Origin of the sequence: Pseudoalteromonas sp. UCD-33C, from assembly GCF_001306895.1 — a bacterium.
Classification (GTDB): Bacteria; Pseudomonadota; Gammaproteobacteria; order Enterobacterales; family Alteromonadaceae; genus Pseudoalteromonas.
This window is the reverse complement of sequence record NZ_LJTB01000001.1, coordinates 235,833-256,081: the sequence shown is the minus strand read 5'-3', so window position 1 is coordinate 256,081 and position 20,249 is coordinate 235,833. Positions and strand designations below refer to the sequence as shown.

The following is a 20,249-nucleotide window of genomic DNA, read 5'->3' as shown; positions in this document are numbered from 1 at the left end:
TCCATGAGCAAAGACATTCACGATTCACGAATTCTCATTTTAGATTTTGGTTCGCAATACACACAGTTAATCGCACGTCGTATACGTGAGATTGGTGTTTACTGTGAGCTATGGGCATGGGATGTAACTGAAGAGCAAATCCGCGAATTTAATCCACAAGGTATTATTTTGTCGGGTGGCCCTGAGTCTACAACACTTGAAAACAGCCCACGTGCTCCTGAGTATGTATTTAACGCAGGCGTTCCAGTACTTGGTATCTGTTACGGCATGCAAACAATGGCAACGCAACTTGGTGGTAGCGTTCACAGCTCTGATAAGAAAGAGTTTGGTTATGCGCAAGTTGAAAAAGTAGGTAACTGTGCGTTATTCGATGCTATCGAAGACCACATTACTGATGGCGGTGCAGGCGTACTAGACGTTTGGATGAGCCATGGCGATAAAGTTATGGAAGTACCAGAGACTTTCAAAACAACTGCTAAAACTTCAACATGTCCACATGCTGCAATGTCTTGGGAAGAAAAACGTTTTTACGGCGTACAGTTCCACCCAGAAGTAACTCATACTCATCAAGGTTTACGTTTACTTGAGCGCTTCGCGATTGATATCTGTGGCTGTGAAAAACTATGGACACCAGCTAAAATCATCGACGATGCTATTGAGCGTATTAAGGAAACTGTAGGTGATGACGAAGTTATCTTAGGTTTATCAGGTGGTGTTGATTCATCTGTTGTTGCCATGCTTATTCACCGTGCAATCGGCGACAAGCTAACGTGTGTATTCGTTGATAACGGTCTTCTTCGTTTAAACGAAGGTCAGCAAGTTATGGACATGTTCGGCAACAAGTTTGGCCTAAACATTGTTAAAGTAGATGCTGAAGATCAATTCTTAGCAGACTTAGCAGGTAAGTCAGACCCAGAAGATAAGCGTAAAGCGATTGGTCATACCTTCATTAAAGTTTTTGACGAGCAAGCTAAAAAGCTGAAAAGTGCTAAATGGTTAGGTCAAGGTACTATCTACCCAGACGTAATCGAATCTGCTGCATCAGCAACAGGTAAAGCACACGTAATCAAGTCTCACCACAACGTAGGTGGTTTACCAGACGACATGGAAATGGGTCTTGTTGAGCCGTTACGTGAGCTATTCAAAGATGAAGTACGTAAAATTGGTCTTGAGCTTGGTCTACCATACGACATGCTTTACCGTCACCCATTCCCGGGTCCTGGTTTAGGTGTTCGTGTACTTGGTGAAATCAAGAAAGAGTACTGTGACTTACTACGTCGCGCAGATGCTATCTTCATTGAAGAACTACACAAAGCTGAGCTTTACCACAAAGTAAGTCAAGCCTTCACTGTATTCTTACCAGTTAAATCGGTCGGTGTAATGGGTGATGCGCGTAAATACGACTGGGTTGTATCGCTACGTTGTGTAGAAACAATCGACTTTATGACGGCACGTTGGTCACATTTACCTTATGAGTTCTTAGGTGTGGTTTCTAACCGTATCATCAACGAAATCGATGGTATCTCACGTGTTGTTTACGATATTTCAGGTAAGCCACCGGCAACAATCGAGTGGGAATAATTTTATTATTCTGACCTGAATTGGTACAAAAACGGCGAATTAGCTTGCTAATTCGCCGTTTTGTTTATTTAAGAAGCAGTTAAACTAAAAACTGTGTTTTTTTACTTTACCTTTGAAAAAAGCTCTATATAATTCGTCGTCATTGCAGGGGCGTAGTTCCAATTGGTAGAACAGCGGTCTCCAAAACCGACGGTTGGGAGTTCGAATCTCTCCGCCCCTGCCATTTCTTCCTTCTTTACTTTAATCGCAAATCTCCCTATATTACTTGCTCTTAATCATGATTGAGTTGTTATGAATCCAAGTTACGCTGCGATATTCTCTGTACAATCTTTAGAGTTGAATCAACACTATCGAACTGCGCCTGATACTTCTGGCGAACAGATACCAAACACTCAACAAGAAACACTGACGCTTCCGTTACAGTTTCACCAAGACCTCGAAAAAGCATTTGCGCCGTTAGTTATTACTCAAATCGTTAAAGCAACGAGTATTAGCTGGCAAGAGGGCTGCTTAGGCTTACCAAGCGATAAGCTCAATGGCGAACAGAAAAAACAACTTTGGTCTTTAATCGGTGAACAACTTGATAAGCTTTAAACCTGTAGATGCAACCTATATTAGCCAGTTAATGGCTATTGAAAACGCCTGCCATAGTCACCCGTGGACAGAGAAAACCATGCTGTCGTGTTTAGCTGGGCGTTATTTTAACCTGGCCGCTTTTCAAGGTGATGAGATGCTAGGTTTTTATATTGGTGAACAAGCAGGCCCAGATTACACTTTAATGGATATTTGTGTTGCGCCGAAGTACCAAGGGCAGGGCATTGCTAAGCAGTTGTTAAATGCATTTATTGAGCACGGCGAGCAGCACCAAGCCGAAAACCTATTCTTAGAAGTGCGTGAGTCGAATGCTCCTGCTATTGGCCTGTATGAAAGTGCTGGCTTTTCACATATGTCGGTGCGTAAGAACTACTATCCAACCGCGACAGGCAACGAAGACGCAATTTTAATGGGTATGAGCTTTAGCCTTTAAAATGCTTCTTCAAGGGCATTGATAAGCGCATCGTAGCATTGCTCCACCTGTTCAGTTTGATTACTGCGTAGCGCATTTTCAAGCTGACCAGCTGTCTTGTGAATAGCTTCAAAACTAAAACACCCCGCACTGCCTTTTAAGCTGTGTGCTAATGAACGTAGCGCTTCCCATTCTTTAGCGCGATACAACTGTACTATTTGGCTTAAGTAATCAGGTAATTTTGAGCGATAGTTGTCGTTAATTTGTTGGAACTTTTCACTTTTTAGTAAGTTTTCCCACTTGTTTTGACTGTCTTTTTCAATGTGTAAGTAGCTTACAAGCACTTGCTCTAGAGCATCTTTGTCGATTGGTTTGGCGAGTGCTTCATCACAGCCCGCTTCAATGTAGGTGTCAACATCGGTTTTCATTACATTGGCTGTAAGCGCAATGATAGGGCCATCATAGGCTGCGTGACGTAGCATTTGCGTTGCTTCTAAGCCACCCATGACTGGCATCTGCATATCCATGATGATGAGCTGATAATCATTAACTAATGCCATTTCTACTGCTTCTGCACCGTTTTTCGCGATGTCTGGCTCAAGCCCCCAAGTTTGTAACAGCAGTTTTATTAGCAACTGGTTATCTGGGTTATCTTCGGCCACCAGTATATTGGCATCAAAACTGTTTGCTGCAAATGAAAGCTGAACGTCTTTACTTGGCGATAGTTGCTCATAGCTATGAATAAAGGCCTCGTACTTAAGCTGTTCGGCATTTAAGTGAGCAGCAACTTGTACGGTAAAACAACTGCCGTTTCCAGGTTCACTAATAAGCTGTACATCACCACCCAATAACTGGGCTAAGTTCTTCGATATACACAAGCCAAGACCCGTACCACCAAAGCGGCGAGTTGTCGTCGCATCGGCTTGTTCAAACGGTTTAAATACCCGTTCGACTTCGCGCTCAGACATACCGATACCGGTATCTTGAATAGCAAATTGTAAATGCTGTTTTTCGCTGTTGTAGCTAATATCAATCGAGATGCTGCCTTTCTCAGTGAACTTAACCGCATTGCTGGCAATATTGATCAAGATTTGTTTTAAACGTGTGGTATCGCTATTAATTGTTTTGGGTATTGGTAGCTTGTAGTTGATATTAAACGCCAGTTGCTTCTCATTAGCCAGTGGTCGAATAATCGAATCAATATCATGAATAAGCTGCACTACATTACAAGGCCCGCGTTCAACGGCGAGTTTTTCAGCTTCAATTTTTGATAAATCAAGAATGTTATTGATGAGCTCAAGCAAGTGCTTAGAGTTACGTAAAATGGTGCTTAAATGCTGCTCATCATTCACCGCATCTTTGTTGTGCAGAAGTTGCTCTGTAAAGCCCATAATTGCGGTAAGTGGAGTACGAATTTCATGACTCATATTCGCTAAAAAGCGGCTTTTCAGTTGGTTTGCTTGTTCAGCTTGCGCAATTGCCACTTCTAGTTTGCTATTCATTGCTTCGAGGGCTTTAGTACGGCTTTCTACTTTTTCTTCTAGGTGATGCTTATATTCTTCAAGCTCGTCTTGGTAATGACGAATTTGGTTCACCATATGATTGAAGTCATTAAAAAGCACACCTACTTCATCATTTGTATGGGCGGGCAAATACACCGATAAATCACCATCACCAACTCGATGACTTGCAGCCCCTAATAGTTCGACTGGGGTGAGTAGTAAGTTGCGCACCACAATGTAGATCAAAATAGGCAGTGAAATCACCGAAATAATAACAATTAATGCAGTAATTAAACTGATGGCTTTACCTGATTGATACAACAAATCTTTGGGAGTGGTTGAAATAAAATAATCACCGTCGGTCATTTGTACCGCGTAGATGATGCGCTCTTCTTTATCGATACTCGACAGCTCAATACTGGCTAGTTTGCCGTAATCGGCCAAACTCTTTATTTGTTCAAGCTCGTATTCACTTAAGTAGCTGCCACGTAAGTCATAGTCTGAGCTAAACAAAATTTGCCCTTTAGTAGTCAAAAACAAATTTAGGGTGTTATTAAAAGGCGCTTCTAAAATACTGGCATTTAATATCGATGGTTCAACATGGACAACAATGAACCCAAGTTGCTGCGGCTGTTTTAAGTAGTAATCGATATTATAAATGGGGTGCACAAAGTACAGGCTAGTCGAGCCATCTTCTTTGGAGATCATAAATTGCTGTTGGCGCAAATTTGATTGCAGTACTTGATCAAAAAACGGGTAACTTTTCGGCGCAGGAGTTAATTGGCTTGAATAAAATGCATCGCTTTTACCATCTGGGGCAACATAGTTAATACTTACAATGTCAGGGTAAGCTTCTGAATAACTTGCAAATACATTCATTAATTCGCCAAGGCGTTCAATGTATTGATTTTTTGATTCAGGTTCGCGGGCTAAAAAGTCTGCTAATACAGGGGAGGTCGAAAGCAAGCGGGTAATCGAGTGAAATGAGTCAATGTAATTGAAGATTTTTTGCTGCTGTTGCTCAACAAAGCGACTGACAATCAGCTCAGCTTGTTTTTTTGTTGAATTGGTCACATTGGTTAACGTAAAGCCACCTAAAAACAACAAAGGTAAGATCACTAATGGTGTGATATACCATAATAATCGAATACTGAGCTTACTGGTTTTCATGACCTAAATTGATATCCCTCCGTGCAATTTATCAATAGTATGCGTTACAACTTGATTACACAAGCTTAGCAAAAAAGTGAACAACGAAAATCCGCAACGAAAGGTGAATAATTACTTACAATCGCTGCTTTTTTGGCTAAGACAAACAAGGTATAATACTTGGCAATTCTATTTTATTTTTACAGTGCGCACCGAGCTTTATAATTTATAAGGCAGTTAAGTGCGCTTTGTTATGACTAAAAGCAGCTTACATGTCTAATTTAACTACCGAAATTAATAAACGACGCACCTTTGCGATCATCTCGCACCCGGATGCGGGTAAAACCACTATTACAGAAAAAGTTCTGTTATTCGGACAAGCGATTCAAAAAGCGGGTACCGTAAAGGGTCGTGGCTCAAACCAGCACGCAAAATCAGACTGGATGGAAATGGAAAAAGAACGTGGTATCTCGGTAACTACGTCTGTTATGCAATTTCCTTACAATGAGCGTCTAGTTAACTTACTTGATACTCCAGGACACGAAGACTTCTCTGAAGATACTTATCGTACACTGACTGCGGTTGACTCATGCCTAATGGTAATCGACGCAGCGAAAGGTGTTGAGGATCGTACTCGTAAATTAATGGAAGTAACACGTTTACGTACCACACCTATCGTAACTTTTATGAATAAGTGTGACCGTGATATTCGTGATCCAATGGAGTTATTAGACGAAGTTGAAACTGAGCTAAACATTGCCTGTGCGCCGGTAACTTGGCCAATTGGTTGTGGTAAAGAGTTTAAAGGTGTTTACCACATTCACCGTGAAGAAACGATTTTGTACAGCACAGGTCAAGGCCACACAATTCAAGAAGTGCGCGTTATTAAAGGTTTAGATAACCCTGAGCTTGATACTGCGATTGGTAGCGAACTTGCTGAGCAGCTTCGTGAAGAGCTAGAGCTGGTAATTGGTGCATCACACGAATTTGATTTAGATCAGTTCTTAGCTGGCGAATTATCACCAGTCTACTTTGGTACAGCACTTGGTAACTTTGGTGTTGACCATGTTCTTGATGGCTTAACTGAGTGGGCTCCTGCGCCATTACCACGTGAAACAGAAGACCGCCAAGTAGCGGCAACTGAAGATAACTTCTCTGGTTTCGTATTTAAAATCCAAGCGAACATGGACCCTAAACACCGTGACCGAATCGCCTTTATGCGTATTGTTTCTGGCAAATATAGCCAAGGTATGAAGATGAATCATGTGCGTATTGGTAAGCAAGTCAGTATTTCTGATGCGGTAACCTTCATGGCCGGTGACCGTGAACGAGCGCAAGATGCTTACGCAGGTGACATCATTGGTTTACACAACCACGGTACAATTCAAATTGGTGATACCTTCACGCAAGGTGAAAAAATGAAGTTTGGTGGTATTCCTAACTTCGCGCCAGAATTATTCCGTCGTATTCGCTTAAAAGATCCATTAAAACAAAAGCAATTGTTAAAAGGCTTAGTTCAGTTATCTGAAGAAGGTGCTGTGCAAGTATTTAGACCGCTTATCAATAACGACCTAATCGTTGGTGCGGTCGGTGTACTACAGTTTGATGTGGTTGTTGCGCGCTTAAAAGCAGAATACAACGTTGATGCGATTTACGAAGGTGTGAGTGTTAACACTGCACGTTGGGTAAGCTCAGACGATACCAAAAAGCTTGAAGAGTTTAAGCGTAAGTGCGAAAGCAACTTAGCGCTTGATGGTGGCGATAACCTTACTTATATCGCCCCAAGCCGTGTAAACCTAAACTTGTCGATGGAACGCTATCCAGATATCAAGTTTAACCACACGCGCGAAAACTAATACGCTAAGTCTGCTTCAAATTTAAGTGCCCGTACAGCGGGCCATAAAGGTAAAAATTACAATGAATATTCGTACTCTTTTAATCGACAAAGCAATTGCTGCTATGGTTGCAGCAGGGTTACCTGAAGACACTAACCCAGCGGTAACACAAAGTACACGTCCACAGTTTGGTGATTACCAAATCAATGGCGCAATGGGCGCGGCTAAAAAATTAAAATCAAACCCGCGTGAACTTGCACAAAAAATTATCGATAACCTAGACCTTGCTGATATCGCAGAAAAAACTGAAATCGCGGGCCCAGGTTTTATCAATATTCACCTAAAGCCTGAGTTTTTATCAGCTAGCTTAAAAGCAGCAAACGAAGACGAAAAGCTAGCAGTTGCGCCACATGCAACAGCACAAAAAGTAGTTGTTGATTACTCATCACCTAACCTTGCTAAAGAAATGCACGTAGGCCACTTACGTTCAACCATCATTGGTGATGCAGTTGTTCGTGCCCTTGAGTTCCGTGGTGATGAAGTTGTTCGTCAAAACCATATGGGTGACTGGGGTACTCAGTTTGGTATGTTAATCGCGCACTTAGAAGATCAAATCAACCAAGGTGTAGACTTAGAGTCTGTAGCGCTGGCCGATCTTGAAACCTTCTACCGTGATGCGAAAAAACGCTTTGATGATGAAGAAGGGTTTGCCGACAAAGCCCGTAATTACGTTGTTAAATTACAAGGCGGCGACGCACACTGTGAAAAACTTTGGAAGTTATTCATTGCCACTTCTGTAAAGCATTCTGAAGAAGTTTATAAGCGTCTAAACGTCACACTTACGCAAGATGATATCATGGCTGAAAGTGCATACAACAGCGAACTTGCAAACATCATCGCACTTTTAAAAGACAAAGATATTGCTGTTGAGTCTGATGGTGCGCAAGTGGTGTTCTTAGATGAACTAGCTAACAAAGACGGTGAGCCTTCAGTGTTTATCGTACAGAAATCAGGTGGTGGTTTCTTATATGCGACAACCGACTTAGCTGCTTGTGATTACCGTTCTAATAAACTGGGTGCTGATCGTATCCTAATCTTTGTAGATGCACGTCAAAGCTTACACTTCAATCAAGTTGAGCTAACAGCACGTAAAGCCGGTTTATTACGTGATGAAACAAGTTATGAATTCTGCCCATTCGGCACCATGATGGGTGAAGACGGTAAGCCATTCAAAACACGTACTGGCGGTACCGTTAAGCTTGCTGATTTGCTAGAAGAGTCAATCACTCGTGCCGCAGCTAAGCTTGCTGAGCGTGAGTCAGATTTAAGCGACGAAGAGCGTAGCGAAATTGCCCGTAAAGTAGGTATTGGCGCAGTAAAATATGCGGATCTCTCTAAGCACCGTACTAGCGACTATATCTTCAACTGGGACACTATGCTGAGCTTTGAAGGTGCGACAGCGCCTTACTTACAATATGCATACACACGTGTTCGCAGTATTTTCCGTAAATCAGGTATCGATGCTGCGTCATTAACAGCAGATATTGCAATCAACGAGCCACAAGAAAAAGCGCTGGCACTTAAACTTCTTCAGTTAGAAGAAGTACTCGATCTAATGATCAGCGAAGCGACACCGCACGTATTATGTGGATACCTATACGAACTAGCAAGCCTATACATGACGTTCTATGAAGCATGCCCAGTTCTAAAAGAAGGCGTAGAGCCAAGTGTTCGTGACAGCCGTTTAGTACTGTGTAATTTGGTTGCTAAGACACTGAAGTCAGGATTGGATCTTTTAGGTATCGAAGTCATGGAGCAAATGTAATCACCGTCGTATTTTAACCTAATACTGCGTTGTCAAACCGACTGACCCTAATCACATACAAAACACGTATGCTCATAGGGATAAGTCGGTTTTCCGCCTTATCTTAGGCTAAACTACTTAGGTGAATTCTGCTTCGTAGGTTGGGTAGAGCACAGTGAAACCCAACATAAATCGAAGGCTCTAGACTCTAGGCGCTAGGGGAGTAGCTTGTAGAACCTAGAACCTAGAACCTAGCTTCGTAGGTTGGGTAGAGCGCAGCGAAACCCAACAAAATTGACAGCTCAATAACCTTGATTAATCTTTAGCTGATAGCTGATAGCTGATAGCTGATAGCTGATAGCTGATAGCTGATAGCTGATAGCTGATAGCTGATAGCTGATAGCTGATAGCTGATAGCTGATAGCTGATAGTAGCGATAGAGGGAATTTTATGAAACTTGAAGATATTCGCCGTGAATATTTACAGGATGGTTTATCTGAAGACATGCTTGATGCGTCTCCAATCAAGCAGTTTGAAAAATGGCTTGAGCAAGCTGTTGCCACTAATTTGCCTGATCCTACGGCGATGGTCGTCGCAACGGTTGATGAACATAGTCAGCCTTCACAGCGTATTGTGCTGTTAAAGCATCTTGATGAAAATGGCTTTGTGTTTTTTACCAATACCGGCTCGCGCAAAGCGCAGGAGCTTAAAGGAAATAACAAAATTTCTCTCCACTTTCCGTGGCACCACATGGAGCGGCAAGTCATTGTCTATGGTGAAGCTAAACCTTTACCAACAACTGCTGTGGCTAAGTACTTTTTATCGCGTCCTAAAGAAAGCCAGTTAGCTGCATGGGCATCTCAGCAAAGTCGTCCTGTGTCATCGCGTAAGGTACTAATGGAAACATTTGCGAAAATGAAGCAAAAGTTTTCAGAGGGTGAAATTCCATTGCCTGATTTTTGGGGAGGCTATTGTGTTGAGCCTACTAAAATTGAATTTTGGCAAGGTGGGGCACACCGCTTACACGACCGCTTTATGTATCAACGCCAAGCTGACGGTAGTTGGCAGTTTGGTCGTTTAAATCCGTAAATGCGTTTTATCGATTCCCACTGCCACCTTGATTTTGGCGAATTTGATGAGACTCGCACAGAGCTCATCAAGGCATGCAAGCAAGTAGGGATCGAGCATTTTATTGTGCCGGGTGTGAGCTTGGCACAATCTACAAAACTATTCTCTTTTGCTAAATCAGAGCCAAGTATTTCAGTTGCTTTAGGCTTACATCCTTATTTTTTATCTGACCACCAAGCTCATCACCTCGCTGAACTAGAGCAATTAGCGAAAACCCATACTGGGCAGTTTATTGCCATCGGTGAGTGCGGACTTGATCGCAGTATCGACAACCTCGATAAACAAACGCAGCTTTTTGAAGGGCAGATAGAGCTTGCCAACCAACTCGCTTTACCACTGATTGTACATCACAGACAAAGCCATGACTTAATTGCTCGCTCATTTAAGCGCTGCAAGCCAAAGTATGGAGGTGTTATTCATGCCTTTTCAGGTTCAGAGCAACAAGCTCATAGTTATATTAAACAAGGGTTTAAGCTTGGTGTTGGTGGCGTGATTAGTTACCCGCGCGCTGCTAAAACTCGTAAAGTTATAAGCACAATTGAACCGCAGTATTTAGTGCTTGAAACCGACTCGCCATCAATGCCGCTAGCTGGTTTTCAAGGGCAGATTAATACACCACTTAAGGTGCGCGATGTGTTTGCTCATCTATGTGAGCTTAAAGGCGTTACAGGCGATACAAAGCAGAAATTGGCTGCTGAACTTTATGATTCTTGCTCTGCACTTTTTTTGATGTAACGGTTGATTTGCCAGTGTTTTAAGCCGCGCCCTAGCTGCCAAGTAAAAATACAGGTGATCACTAACATTAATAACACTTGGCGACCTAAATCATGAAAACTACTGTGGCTGGTTGCAATAGAAGCCTGCGTTAAATAGGTAATCGACACAAAGCCAATTGGCCTTTCATCATCACTTATCACCGGCTCTACAAATGGGGTTTTAAGTTTGCTGATACCCGGCGTTGAATCAGGTAATAAACCAAAAGTGTGGTGACTTTGCCAATTATCGCTGGCCGCAATTTGAATACCTTGTTGATCGTAAATCGTTGCCGCTAAAACATACTCATCTTCAGCAATATGATTACACAAAGCATTTAACTCTGGTTTGTTTTTTTCTTGCAGTGGGGTTTTTGCATTTAGTGCCATAAACTTGGTTAAGCTTATCGCGGTGCTGTCAGCACTATCATAAAGTAATTGGTGGCTTTGAAAGCTACTATTCATGGCAACCCAACTTAACAGCACAAAACAGGCTGCAGCCAAGCTCAAGCGCACAACACGTTGGCGATAAGTGGCTGAAAAGGGAATTTTAAGTTGGTTATTTTTCATAGTCACCGTATACGTTACTGACAGCTTTTAAATTTGATGGTACAACATGATAACTTTAACAGCCCCTTGAGTGCGAGTGCCAAATGCACGACCAAGGACAGACATAAGTCTAATGTGGAGCCACTATGTCACAGCTTAGCTTAGCTGCTACACCTTCAGCAAATTTAGCAGAACAAGTCAGCCTAAATTGCTGGTATAAAATTGAAAACAAACACCTTATTACAACAGACTTTACGCCAAAAGCAAATCAAGGCGTGTTCAGTGTTGCCTTTGGTAATGAGCTTAATGCTGAGCAATTACTTGCTATTAGCGATTTTTTAGCAGCGCAAGGGTTTAGCAATTTATCGCTTTGTTGTTATCAGCCAATCTCAGATATGCCAGTAGCGTGGAGCTTTCATAGCGATACAACAACAGCACTAAGCCCTTTGGTATTAGTTGAGTTTGCTAAGCAATTGGGTATTCAACTGGTGCAATTAACAAATCCACCAACAGTGAATGAACCAGGTTTATTGCTGATGGATATGGACTCAACAGCCATTACTATCGAGTGCATCGACGAAATAGCGCGCCTTGCCGATGTTTATGACGAAGTTGCCGCTGTAACCGCACAAGCAATGGCCGGTCAGCTGGATTTTGCACAAAGCTTAAAGCAACGTGTCGCTAAGCTTGAAGGTATCGATGTAGACTTAATTGATGGCTTAAAAGCGCGTTTACCGCTAATGCCGGGCGTGAGTGAATTATGCCAATACCTAAAAGCGCATAACTGGCATTTAGCAATAGCATCAGGTGGTTTTGTGCCATTTGCTGAGCAAGTACAGTCACTGCTTGATTTAGATGAAGTGCATGCCAATACCCTTGAATTTAAAGATAACTGTTTAACAGGCAAGGTCATAGGCACGATTGTTGATGCTGAGGAAAAAGCCCGTGTACTTAAACGAATCGAACAAAAGCTTACATTAAACAACCGCCAAACTGTTGCTATGGGTGATGGTGCGAACGATTTGAAAATGATGGCTGCGGCAGGGCTTGGTGTTGCTGTGCATGGTAAACCTAAAGTAGTTGAGCAAGCACAAACTGCAATTAATGAAGGCTCATTACTGCAAGTTGCTTACTTACTCTCTCTACCGTTAGATTACTCGCTTTAACCAAGTCGCTTTGCGTTTGCTCATTTCATTGATCAGCCTTTGGTCAATATCAAAATGGGTAAGCGCTTCTTCGGTTATATCAATTAAATCACCCACACCAGCTACTGCCCATAGTGCTTCTTCTAAGTCTTTTGCTTTATGTAATGCGTACTGACTAATATATTTGAGTTCATTCGCTAAGTAATCAATATCAGGGCGACCAGTTCGTGATACATATAAACGAAATACAAAGACTAAATCGTTTTTCAGCGCTTTTTTCACAAACAAAGTTTGTGGTTTGTAATCATCTTCACTAATACAGCGGCTGGTAATTGCATCGCTTATTTCGGCTTGGCGCGGATCAAAGCGAACAAATAGGGTAAATGGCAGAGGTGGATCTTGGCGACTACGGTCTTTGATCAACGGGGTGATCACTTCTGTAATTTGATCCGTTGATAAGAATCCGTCGATGCTGGTTGTTTCGTTCAATAACGCAAAATTTTGTAGTAGTACATGAAGAGGGCTTGGATATAAGCCTTGGCCAATAGCGCCAGCTTTAAAGTGGGCAGCTTCTTTATGTAAATAAAACGGGAATTGGCATACGCTTTTGGTCACCATATTTCTGAGTGCAGTTGATAGCCCCGGAATTTTAGGGGTTTCTTCACAAACACGTAATTTGTCTTTGTTGTTATCGATTAATACGGTGAAAAACTTAATCGCCATATGCGGTAAGTCACCAACTTTATGCACTTTTAAATTTACTGTTGTCAGTGATTTACTTATAGCCATTACTTCATAAGCCAGATTTGTTAAATCGTGCTTTTTGGTAATTTTTTGCAAATCAGGCAAGTTTAGTTTGATGATATCGCCTTTTTTGAACTCAACCGGTTGGTCGCATTCAATTTGCAAGCCCATCACAGACAAATCACGAGTATGACCTGTAATTGTTTGCTCATGATGTTCAATGCTGATAGCTGTTTTGTATAAATAGCGTTTATGAGCACGAAGGTTCACATACTCAAGTGCCACAGGCTCTAAATGAGGAGGCGTTTTATGCTTACTGTGACCAAACTGTTTAAGTTGGTTTACCGCATCTTTATTATAATCAAGCTGTTGGTATGTTTGTTGTTCAAACTTAGTACCCACCGAGGTCAAAATCAGTAGATATTTAACATCTTTAATCAACCCCTGCACCCGTGGTGTCGGTGGCTTATTTAGTTTTTCGATGTTTTTACCAGCACTGCTTGGTAGCGACAGCGGAATATACGAATCTTCCGGATGGCTTGGCATCAACTGAAGCTTAAAGCATTGCCAACTGTCTTTTTGGCTACCAAAGCCGAAAAATAAATCTCTCAGTTGTGGTTGGCTATCAAGCTCAGTTCGTGTAGCTGAGTAGTAATAAATTTTGCCAGCAACGGTATGAGTGAAGGTGTACAGGTATTCTTCTTTTACCGCATCTGGTGAACTGAGCAAGTGACCTAAACGTTGCTGATTTATAATGCTATATAAGCATGACAACTTACGCTCATCACAAAAATAGCGCTGAATAAAAATGTTATTTTCTGTGGTTAACGCAAGGCTAGGATAAAGCTTGTCGCCTTGTAAGCTCAAAAAAGTATAAAGCGAGGTAACACGTGGAATGTAGTATTGCTCGTAGCCTTTCGATACAACCGCATCTAAGGTATTGTCTAAGTTCACTTTATAGCGACGTTTATTACCGTGAATAAAGCTTTCTAAGAACTCATCAAACTTATCATTATTTTCAATAAAGGTGCGCTTTAAGCGTACATGGTTGTATTCACGGGATACTTTTTCTACCGCAACCACTTCGTATTGAATTCCGTTTTTTAAGCCCAGTTCAAAATCTTGCTCTAGGCCAACTAAGCGCAGACCAATTAATTGGCCTTTTTTAACTTTATACCGTGGTGCTAACTTGATTTTTGCGCCACTTAAAGAGATGTCCGAGGTAGTTGCTGCAACCTTATTGTCTTTATCTAGTTCAACGGTAATTTTAATTGAGTAGTTCATCCGCTCTTCGCGGCGACTTTCATAGGATGCAAACTTAATGACCTTAGCAGACTGCTCTGTCGTGGTACTATCGTCAGTTAAAGCTTGTTCAGCGGCTTTTTTTTGCATTACGCGGTGATTGTTTTCGGTATTCATTACCGCTTCGTAAACGGCAAGGGTGTAACCACCGTGGCGCTTTATAGCATCTTCAAACACTTCAATGGCGGTATCGTCCATAAAGTGTTGCTTACCATCATATTCGTAGGGTTTCACTTGGCCGGTTACCTGGCCACGTAAATCAATAAAGCGTGCTACAGGCTGAGATAAGCGCGACATTTCCATTTTGATCAGAAACTGCTCTGGCTTAGTTAAGCTAGCTGTCTTTGATTTAAACAGTTTGTCGAACTGGGGAGTGCCTAAATGTGCCTTTAGTTCTTCAACTAGGCTTTCATATTTAAGCAGTATGTCTTCAGCCATTTATAAAACCATCACCGTCTATCTAAAAAAGTAGGTATACTAGCGGGCTATTGAAAGCCAAAGCAGTGTAACTAGTTTTTTATTTTATTAGTTATTGTTATATGTATTCGCCAATTAAATGGCAAGCACTGTAAAGTTTTATTTGTAAGCAAAAACTGTGCCCTTAACCATTTCTTAATTAAGCACTTAGCATGATTAAGCGTTTTTCATGGGGCAAGTTACAGCATATTATCTTTTGTGACTACAAAAGTGACTCTAGTTTAATTACCTGAGTCATATGTTTTACTTTAGCTATTATATGCTTGAAAATACAGAAATAGTCACAAAACAGCGACCAAAATAGGTAAGGCCGAATGGCAAAATCAGCAAAAATCGAATTTGTCTGCACTGAGTGCGGCATGAACTATCAACGCTGGCAAGGTCAGTGTAAGTGTGGAGCGTGGAATACGCTGGCAGAATTTAAGCCTTCAGCGGGGCAATCGAAGCAAGCGGCAAGCCGTGCGGCAGTGGCAGGCTATGCCGGTATCGCTAGCGGTGGCTCAAAGAAAATCAATGAAGTTGCGACCACTGAGGCCGAAAAACGCCTCACGGAAATAGGTGAGCTAGACAGAGTACTAAGTGGTGGCGTAACCACAGGCTCTGTTAACATTATTTCTGGCGACCCAGGTGCCGGTAAAACCACCTTGCTGTCAGATTTAGTCGCACGTATGTCAAAGCTAATGCCTTCTTTATACTGCACAGCCGAAGAGTCTCTATCGCAGTTCAAAAACCGTGTGAATCGCTTACGTTTAGATTACAACGAAGATGAGCTTTACTTGCTGTCTGAAACCAGTGTTGAAGCCATCATTGAAGAGCTTGATAAAAACAAAATTAAGTTCGCGGTTATTGACTCAATTCAGGCCGTGGTAACAGAAACGGCAAATGGTAGCCCTGGTTCACCCTCACAGGTAAAAAGTGCAGCTCAGGCACTAACACAATACTGTAAGCAAAATGATGTCACTATGTTCATCATTGCTCATGTAAACAAAAATAACGAAATTGCTGGGCCGCAAACACTTGTACACATAGTCGATGCTTTATTACATATCGATACTAACGATGGCCAAGTCAGAACACTGCGTGCTAATAAAAACCGTTTTGGCGATATCGATACCGTGGGTATTTTCAGAATGTGCGAGCGCGGAATGCTCAGCGTTGATAACCCAAGCGAAATCTTTTTATCTGGTTCTAGTACCGAGTCTCCGGGCTCTGCTATCACTTGTATCCGTAAAGGTAACCGTAACTTACTACTCGAAATACAATGTTTAACCACAGAAACCGAAGCCGAATTCCCGCAGCGGGTGTGTGTTGGCTTGAATATGAATCGTATCAAGATGCTAACAGGTATTTTACGTAAGCACACAAAAACAAAAATCTTCCACGATACTTTTTTCAACATTGTTGGTGGTTTAAAAATCGATGAGTCAGAGACTTGTATCGATTTAGCATTGGTAGCAGCACTTTTAAGCAGCTTGAACGAATTTGTTGTACCGCGTACCACTTGTATTATGGGTGAGCTAAGTTTAAATGGTGATGTAAGACCAATCGACAGCGGCGTACCTCGAGTTAAAGAAGCTGCGCAACACGGTTTTACTGAGATCTTTATTCCATATCGTAATTACCATAAATCAATGGAAGGCCTTGGTGCTAAGATCACCCCAGTAAAAACCGTGCATGAGCTATTGTCGTTAATAAACTAAATACAATTTGATACACTGATAAAAAATTTACACCAATTAAAGGAAATAAAATGAAGAAGTTAATTATTGCAGCGGTTGTTGCTGCGGCTGTCGGTGGCGTAGCTTACGCAAATTACGCAGCTACACAGGAAGTGAAAAAGGTGGTTGATAAGCAAATTAGTGCGTTATCAATCCAAAGCGGTGTAGAAATTAAATACAGCGATATCTCAGCCAGTATTTTTGATAGCAGCATGCAGTTATCAGAGATCACGGTTTCAAATAGTTTAAGCAATGAGCCTGTTGCAACAATTGATAGCATTGATGTGTCGGGTTACGAAGTAGATGCAGTGCCGCCACACACTGGTTTTGTTATGAAAAACTTTCGTTTTAGCGATGAATTTTTAGCGCAGCTGCCAGAAAACTCTAATAACAAGCTAGCATCAACAAGCTATAACGTTGACTCATCGCTTGATTATAATAAAGCTTCAGGCGACAGCGACTTTGCTCTTAAAGTGACTGCAAATGAGGTGGCTGACGTTAACTTTAATCTTGGTTTAGCTAAAACCACAGCGCTGATGGAAGCATCACTCGCTGTGAGCCAGATGCAAAATGAAGCAGCTGGTGGTCAGCTTACTTTAGAGCAGCAGCTACAACAGCAATCAAAGATGATGGCAGCACTCACGCAGTTAGAGCCACGTAGCATCAATATGTCGATTGCTGATGAAGGTGAGCTTAAAGCGGTCGTTGATAGCTTCTTAACTGCGCAAGGTATGACGCATGAACAATTTGAGCAAGTCGTTGCGATGCAATTACAGCAAGTGCCAGTAAGCGAAGAACTTGCAACAGCGATTAGTAACTTTGTGAATGGTTTATCGTCTTTTTCTGTGTCAGCTAAATTACCAGAAGGTAAGACTATGATGGAGATTAATCAGCAAATTCAAATGCTGATGGGTCAACCAGAAGAGCTTGCAAAATTTATCAATCTACAAGCAAGTGGCGAATAAGTTCAAGCCCCACCTGTAAACCTAGCCTTAAAGTGATGTGTGATTAAGCTTACTCACTTTAAGGTTGTTTTTTATCTGCATCACACCTTGGCTGTGCTCTAAAAACTTCTGTGCTAAAGCACGTTGAAAGCCCGTTTCTGCAATGCCTTTTAGTTCAACAGTCTCACCTTCAACAATCACTTGTAGGTTTTCAATTCGAAAGTTCGGATTACTAGTTAACTTCTGCAAAGCCATTTGCTGTAGGCGTGGTTGAGCCGATGTGCTAGTTGTTAGCACGCTGGTGTTAGCGCTTACGTTCGTTGCGCATGCAAGTAAAAAAATACAGCTTAATGATGTAAGTACTACGGTTAATTTGAAGCGGCTCATACAATTCCCTCGTTAATCTAGTCTGCTGTGAACTATTGCTGAACCAGTTACAATTATTATTCCAATATTTAAGCTTATGATTTTAAATAGTTTTATTTTTTTGACGGGATGGGTGAGTAATAAAGTGTGAACTAATTACACACTCGTTAGGTAAAATTGGGTAGGGTACAAAAATGCCGAGGCAAGCTCGGCATTTTTTCAGTAAGGGTAATAAAGCTACTTTTTCTTCTTCACTTTAGCTTTGGCTTTTTTCTTGGCCTTTATTTTTACTGGATCTTTTTTCTTTTTAGAGGGGATCTTCGCTTCTTTGTGCTGTGGCTCAAGCCCTTTAATTACTCGGCGTTTAAGCTTTTGCTCAATGTAGCGCTCAACTTTACCAACAATGGCTACGTCATGAGCTTCAATAAATGAAATCGCAATGCCTTTTTTACCTGCACGACCAGTACGTCCAATACGGTGTACGTATACGTCTGCGGTGCGAGGCATATCAAAGTTGATAACATGGCTGATATCAGCAACATCAATACCACGAGCAGCAACATCCGTTGCAACTAAGATATTATTACGCCCAGAGTGAAAGTTTTCCATGGCTTTCATGCGTTTATCTTGTGGCATTTCGCCGCGTAACCAAGCTACACGAAGGCCTTCGTTGTTTAGCTCACCAACTAATGTTTCTAAGCGCTCACGGGTTTTAACAAACACAATTGCTTTATGAATGTCGTCACCATTTAACGTTTCAACCAACATTTTTAGCTTGTGGTCGTAGTCATCCGCAAGGTGAACCCATTGATGGATTTTGCCTTTCTCTTTGCGTGAAGATTCGGCTTCAAGCAGTGCAGGGTCGTTTAAGATACGCTCTGCAAATAACTCAACGCTGTCACCTTCAAGGGTCGCTGAGAATAAGAAACATTGGCGACGGTTACGTGCTTCATCACAAATACGTAGCATTTCTTTACGAAAGCCCATGTCTAGCATGCGGTCAGCTTCATCAAGAATAAGCATTTCAACGTTTTCAGCATGGAAGTTCTCTGTTTCGAGATACTCCATTAAACGCCCTGGTGTGGCAATGAGAATATCGTTATTGCTTTCGAAAATTTCTCTGTGTGTCCCGTAGTTTATACCACCTGTTACAACCCCAATTTTAAGATGAGTTTGTGCGGCGAGTAATTCACATTGCTCATGAATTTGATAAGCAAGCTCACGGGTTGGTGTCATGATCAATACGCGCGCAAAGCCAGGATCGCGACGTGGGAAATCAAGCAAGTATTGAATTGCAGGGATCAAAAACGCGGCTGTTTTACCCGTACCAGTAGGGGCTGATGCCAAAATATCACGACCTTGAAGAGCTTCAGGGATCGCTTGTTGTTGAATACTGGTTGGCGTATCAAAACCCATTTTATTAATGGCATTTAACAGCTTGTTATCGATATCAAATTCAGAAAATTGCATAGAGTGACATAAATAGAGGACAATTGAGCCTAATTATACGCGTTAACGCGGCTGTGGTGAATGAAAAGGTGAAAAAATGTCAGGCTTTGTGTTTAAACAATTTACGGTAACGCAAACACGCACTGCGATGAAAGTGTCGACCGACGGTATTTTGTTAGGGGCGTGGGCTGATGTGAGTGGTGCTAAGGGCATTTTAGATATTGGCACAGGCACAGGGCTGTTGGCGCTAATGGCAAAACAAAGAGCGCCTGAAGCAAAAGTAAGTGCCATAGAAATTGACGCGGGTGCCTGTAATGATGCTCGAGAAAACTTTGCGGCTAGCCCATGGCCTGATATAAACCTTTTCGAAGGAGCTGTACAGTCGTTTAGCGCAGTAGAGCCTTTTGATGCGATCATCACCAATCCACCGTATTTTAATGCGAGCCTAAAAGGTGAAAATGATGCTCGAAATACTGCCCGCCATACTGACGGCCTTAGCTTCAGCGAATTGATAGAAGCGTGTACTAGGCTTAGCCACGGCAAAACGCTTTTGAATGTGATTTTGCCTTGCGTAGAGGCAAAACAATTCATTGCGGTAGCTGAGCAGGCAGGCTGGTACTTAAATCGCCATTGCTTGGTACGTACAACCGAGAAAAAACAACAAAGTCGCAGCTTGTTGTTACTCAGCCAAAACAACGGCGAATGTGATACATCATCGTTAACCATACATGCAGCTGATGGCAGCTATAGCCAAGATTATAAAGAGCTCTGTAAAGCTTTTTACCTAAAGATGTAATC

The 20,249-nt window shown here is 41.9% G+C and carries 16 protein-coding genes and 1 tRNA gene; 12 read left to right on the top strand and 5 right to left on the bottom strand.

Annotation, left to right across the window (positions count from 1 at the left end):
• The first annotated feature begins 3 nt into the window (after nt 1–3).
• The 4 genes from guaA to rimI all read left to right on the top strand — a co-directional run bounded on the left by guaA (nt 4) and on the right by rimI (nt 2,608).
• On the top strand, nt 4–1,581 hold the full coding sequence (gene guaA, locus AOG26_RS01070; protein ID WP_054551226.1) for a glutamine-hydrolyzing GMP synthase: 1,578 nt from the start codon (nt 4–6) through the stop codon (nt 1,579–1,581).
• A gap of 146 nt (nt 1,582–1,727) precedes the next feature.
• Nucleotides 1,728–1,804, top strand: a tRNA-Trp gene (locus AOG26_RS01065).
• Nucleotides 1,805–1,872: 68 nt separating this feature from the next.
• Complete coding sequence (locus tag AOG26_RS01060; protein WP_054551229.1) at nt 1,873–2,175, top strand: hypothetical protein; 303 nt, start codon at nt 1,873–1,875, stop codon at nt 2,173–2,175.
• A complete protein-coding gene (gene rimI, locus AOG26_RS01055) occupies nt 2,162–2,608 on the top strand; it encodes a ribosomal protein S18-alanine N-acetyltransferase (protein WP_054551230.1) in 447 nt (148 codons plus the stop codon). The genes AOG26_RS01060 and rimI overlap by 14 nt, the downstream gene beginning before the upstream one ends.
• Here the strand turns inward: rimI and AOG26_RS01050 are convergent.
• Nucleotides 2,605–5,259, bottom strand: a complete 2,655-nt coding sequence (locus tag AOG26_RS01050; RefSeq protein ID WP_054560831.1) for a hybrid sensor histidine kinase/response regulator — start codon at nt 5,257–5,259, stop codon at nt 2,605–2,607. The genes rimI and AOG26_RS01050 overlap by 4 nt on opposite strands.
• 251 nt (nt 5,260–5,510) lie before the next feature.
• Here AOG26_RS01050 and prfC point away from each other — a divergent pair, with 251 nt between their 5' ends.
• From prfC to AOG26_RS01030, 4 genes are all read left to right on the top strand, one after another.
• On the top strand, nt 5,511–7,094 hold the full coding sequence (gene prfC / locus AOG26_RS01045) for a peptide chain release factor 3 (RefSeq protein ID WP_054560830.1): 1,584 nt from the start codon (nt 5,511–5,513) through the stop codon (nt 7,092–7,094).
• Nucleotides 7,095–7,155: 61 nt separating this feature from the next.
• On the top strand, nt 7,156–8,898 hold the full coding sequence (gene argS, locus AOG26_RS01040; RefSeq protein ID WP_054560829.1) for an arginine--tRNA ligase: 1,743 nt from the start codon (nt 7,156–7,158) through the stop codon (nt 8,896–8,898).
• Nucleotides 8,899–9,327: 429 nt separating this feature from the next.
• A complete protein-coding gene (gene pdxH, locus AOG26_RS01035; protein ID WP_054560828.1) occupies nt 9,328–9,966 on the top strand; it encodes a pyridoxamine 5'-phosphate oxidase in 639 nt (212 codons plus the stop codon).
• Entirely contained in the window at nt 9,967–10,740 is a 774-nt protein-coding gene (locus tag AOG26_RS01030; RefSeq protein WP_054560827.1) for a TatD family hydrolase, read from the top strand.
• Here the strand turns inward: AOG26_RS01030 and AOG26_RS01025 are convergent.
• Nucleotides 10,707–11,327 carry an AhpA/YtjB family protein gene (locus AOG26_RS01025; protein WP_054560826.1) on the bottom strand — a complete coding sequence of 207 codons (621 nt, stop codon included), beginning with the start codon at nt 11,325–11,327 and terminating at the stop codon, nt 10,707–10,709. The two genes, AOG26_RS01030 and AOG26_RS01025, sit on opposite strands and share 34 nt — an antisense overlap.
• Before the next feature lie 125 nt (nt 11,328–11,452).
• Here AOG26_RS01025 and serB point away from each other — a divergent pair, with 125 nt between their 5' ends.
• The gene (gene serB / locus AOG26_RS01020; protein WP_054560825.1) at nt 11,453–12,472 is read left to right on the top strand and encodes a phosphoserine phosphatase SerB; all 1,020 of its coding nucleotides are present in this window, start codon (nt 11,453–11,455) and stop codon (nt 12,470–12,472) included.
• On the opposite strand, the gene AOG26_RS01015 is transcribed toward serB, so the two are convergent.
• Nucleotides 12,455–14,935: a PilZ domain-containing protein gene (locus tag AOG26_RS01015; RefSeq protein WP_054560824.1), complete on the bottom strand. Its 2,481-nt coding sequence runs from the start codon at nt 14,933–14,935 to the stop codon at nt 12,455–12,457. The two genes, serB and AOG26_RS01015, sit on opposite strands and share 18 nt — an antisense overlap.
• Before the next feature lie 353 nt (nt 14,936–15,288).
• On the opposite strand from AOG26_RS01015, the gene radA reads away from it, so the two are divergent.
• Both radA and AOG26_RS01005 read left to right on the top strand, forming a co-directional pair.
• The gene (radA, locus tag AOG26_RS01010) at nt 15,289–16,674 is read left to right on the top strand and encodes a DNA repair protein RadA (RefSeq protein WP_054560823.1); all 1,386 of its coding nucleotides are present in this window, start codon (nt 15,289–15,291) and stop codon (nt 16,672–16,674) included.
• A gap of 50 nt (nt 16,675–16,724) precedes the next feature.
• Nucleotides 16,725–17,657, top strand: coding sequence for a hypothetical protein (locus tag AOG26_RS01005; protein ID WP_054560822.1), 933 nt, complete (start codon nt 16,725–16,727; stop codon nt 17,655–17,657).
• A gap of 27 nt (nt 17,658–17,684) precedes the next feature.
• Here the strand turns inward: AOG26_RS01005 and AOG26_RS01000 are convergent, their stop codons facing one another.
• Both AOG26_RS01000 and srmB read right to left on the bottom strand, forming a co-directional pair.
• On the bottom strand, nt 17,685–18,023 hold the full coding sequence (locus tag AOG26_RS01000) for a BON domain-containing protein (RefSeq protein ID WP_054560821.1): 339 nt from the start codon (nt 18,021–18,023) through the stop codon (nt 17,685–17,687).
• Nucleotides 18,024–18,239: 216 nt separating this feature from the next.
• Nucleotides 18,240–19,472, bottom strand: a complete 1,233-nt coding sequence (gene srmB, locus AOG26_RS00995; protein WP_054560820.1) for an ATP-dependent RNA helicase SrmB — start codon at nt 19,470–19,472, stop codon at nt 18,240–18,242.
• A 76-nt stretch (nt 19,473–19,548) separates the two neighbouring features.
• Here srmB and AOG26_RS00990 point away from each other — a divergent pair, with 76 nt between their 5' ends.
• Nucleotides 19,549–20,247: a tRNA1(Val) (adenine(37)-N6)-methyltransferase gene (locus AOG26_RS00990; protein ID WP_054560819.1), complete on the top strand. Its 699-nt coding sequence runs from the start codon at nt 19,549–19,551 to the stop codon at nt 20,245–20,247.
• Nucleotides 20,248–20,249 lie beyond the last annotated feature (2 nt).

What these genes read in the sequence shown, in the direction of transcription:
- AOG26_RS01060 (WP_054551229.1), top strand. Translation starts at nt 1,873, where the DNA reads ATGAATCCAAGTTACGCTGCGATATTCTCTGTACAATCTTTAGAGTTG.
- radA (WP_054560823.1), top strand. Translation starts at nt 15,289, where the DNA reads ATGGCAAAATCAGCAAAAATCGAATTTGTCTGCACTGAGTGCGGCATG.
- AOG26_RS00990 (WP_054560819.1), top strand. Translation starts at nt 19,549, where the DNA reads ATGTCAGGCTTTGTGTTTAAACAATTTACGGTAACGCAAACACGCACT.
- srmB (WP_054560820.1), bottom strand. Translation starts at nt 19,472, where the DNA reads ATGCAATTTTCTGAATTTGATATCGATAACAAGCTGTTAAATGCCATT.
- serB (WP_054560825.1), top strand. Translation starts at nt 11,453, where the DNA reads ATGTCACAGCTTAGCTTAGCTGCTACACCTTCAGCAAATTTAGCAGAA.
- argS (WP_054560829.1), top strand. Translation starts at nt 7,156, where the DNA reads ATGAATATTCGTACTCTTTTAATCGACAAAGCAATTGCTGCTATGGTT.
- AOG26_RS01050 (WP_054560831.1), bottom strand. Translation starts at nt 5,259, where the DNA reads ATGAAAACCAGTAAGCTCAGTATTCGATTATTATGGTATATCACACCA.
- prfC (WP_054560830.1), top strand. Translation starts at nt 5,511, where the DNA reads ATGTCTAATTTAACTACCGAAATTAATAAACGACGCACCTTTGCGATC.
- AOG26_RS01030 (WP_054560827.1), top strand. Translation starts at nt 9,967, where the DNA reads ATGCGTTTTATCGATTCCCACTGCCACCTTGATTTTGGCGAATTTGAT.
- guaA (WP_054551226.1), top strand. Translation starts at nt 4, where the DNA reads ATGAGCAAAGACATTCACGATTCACGAATTCTCATTTTAGATTTTGGT.
- AOG26_RS01015 (WP_054560824.1), bottom strand. Translation starts at nt 14,935, where the DNA reads ATGGCTGAAGACATACTGCTTAAATATGAAAGCCTAGTTGAAGAACTA.
- AOG26_RS01025 (WP_054560826.1), bottom strand. Translation starts at nt 11,327, where the DNA reads ATGAAAAATAACCAACTTAAAATTCCCTTTTCAGCCACTTATCGCCAA.
- AOG26_RS01005 (WP_054560822.1), top strand. Translation starts at nt 16,725, where the DNA reads ATGAAGAAGTTAATTATTGCAGCGGTTGTTGCTGCGGCTGTCGGTGGC.
- AOG26_RS01000 (WP_054560821.1), bottom strand. Translation starts at nt 18,023, where the DNA reads ATGAGCCGCTTCAAATTAACCGTAGTACTTACATCATTAAGCTGTATT.
- pdxH (WP_054560828.1), top strand. Translation starts at nt 9,328, where the DNA reads ATGAAACTTGAAGATATTCGCCGTGAATATTTACAGGATGGTTTATCT.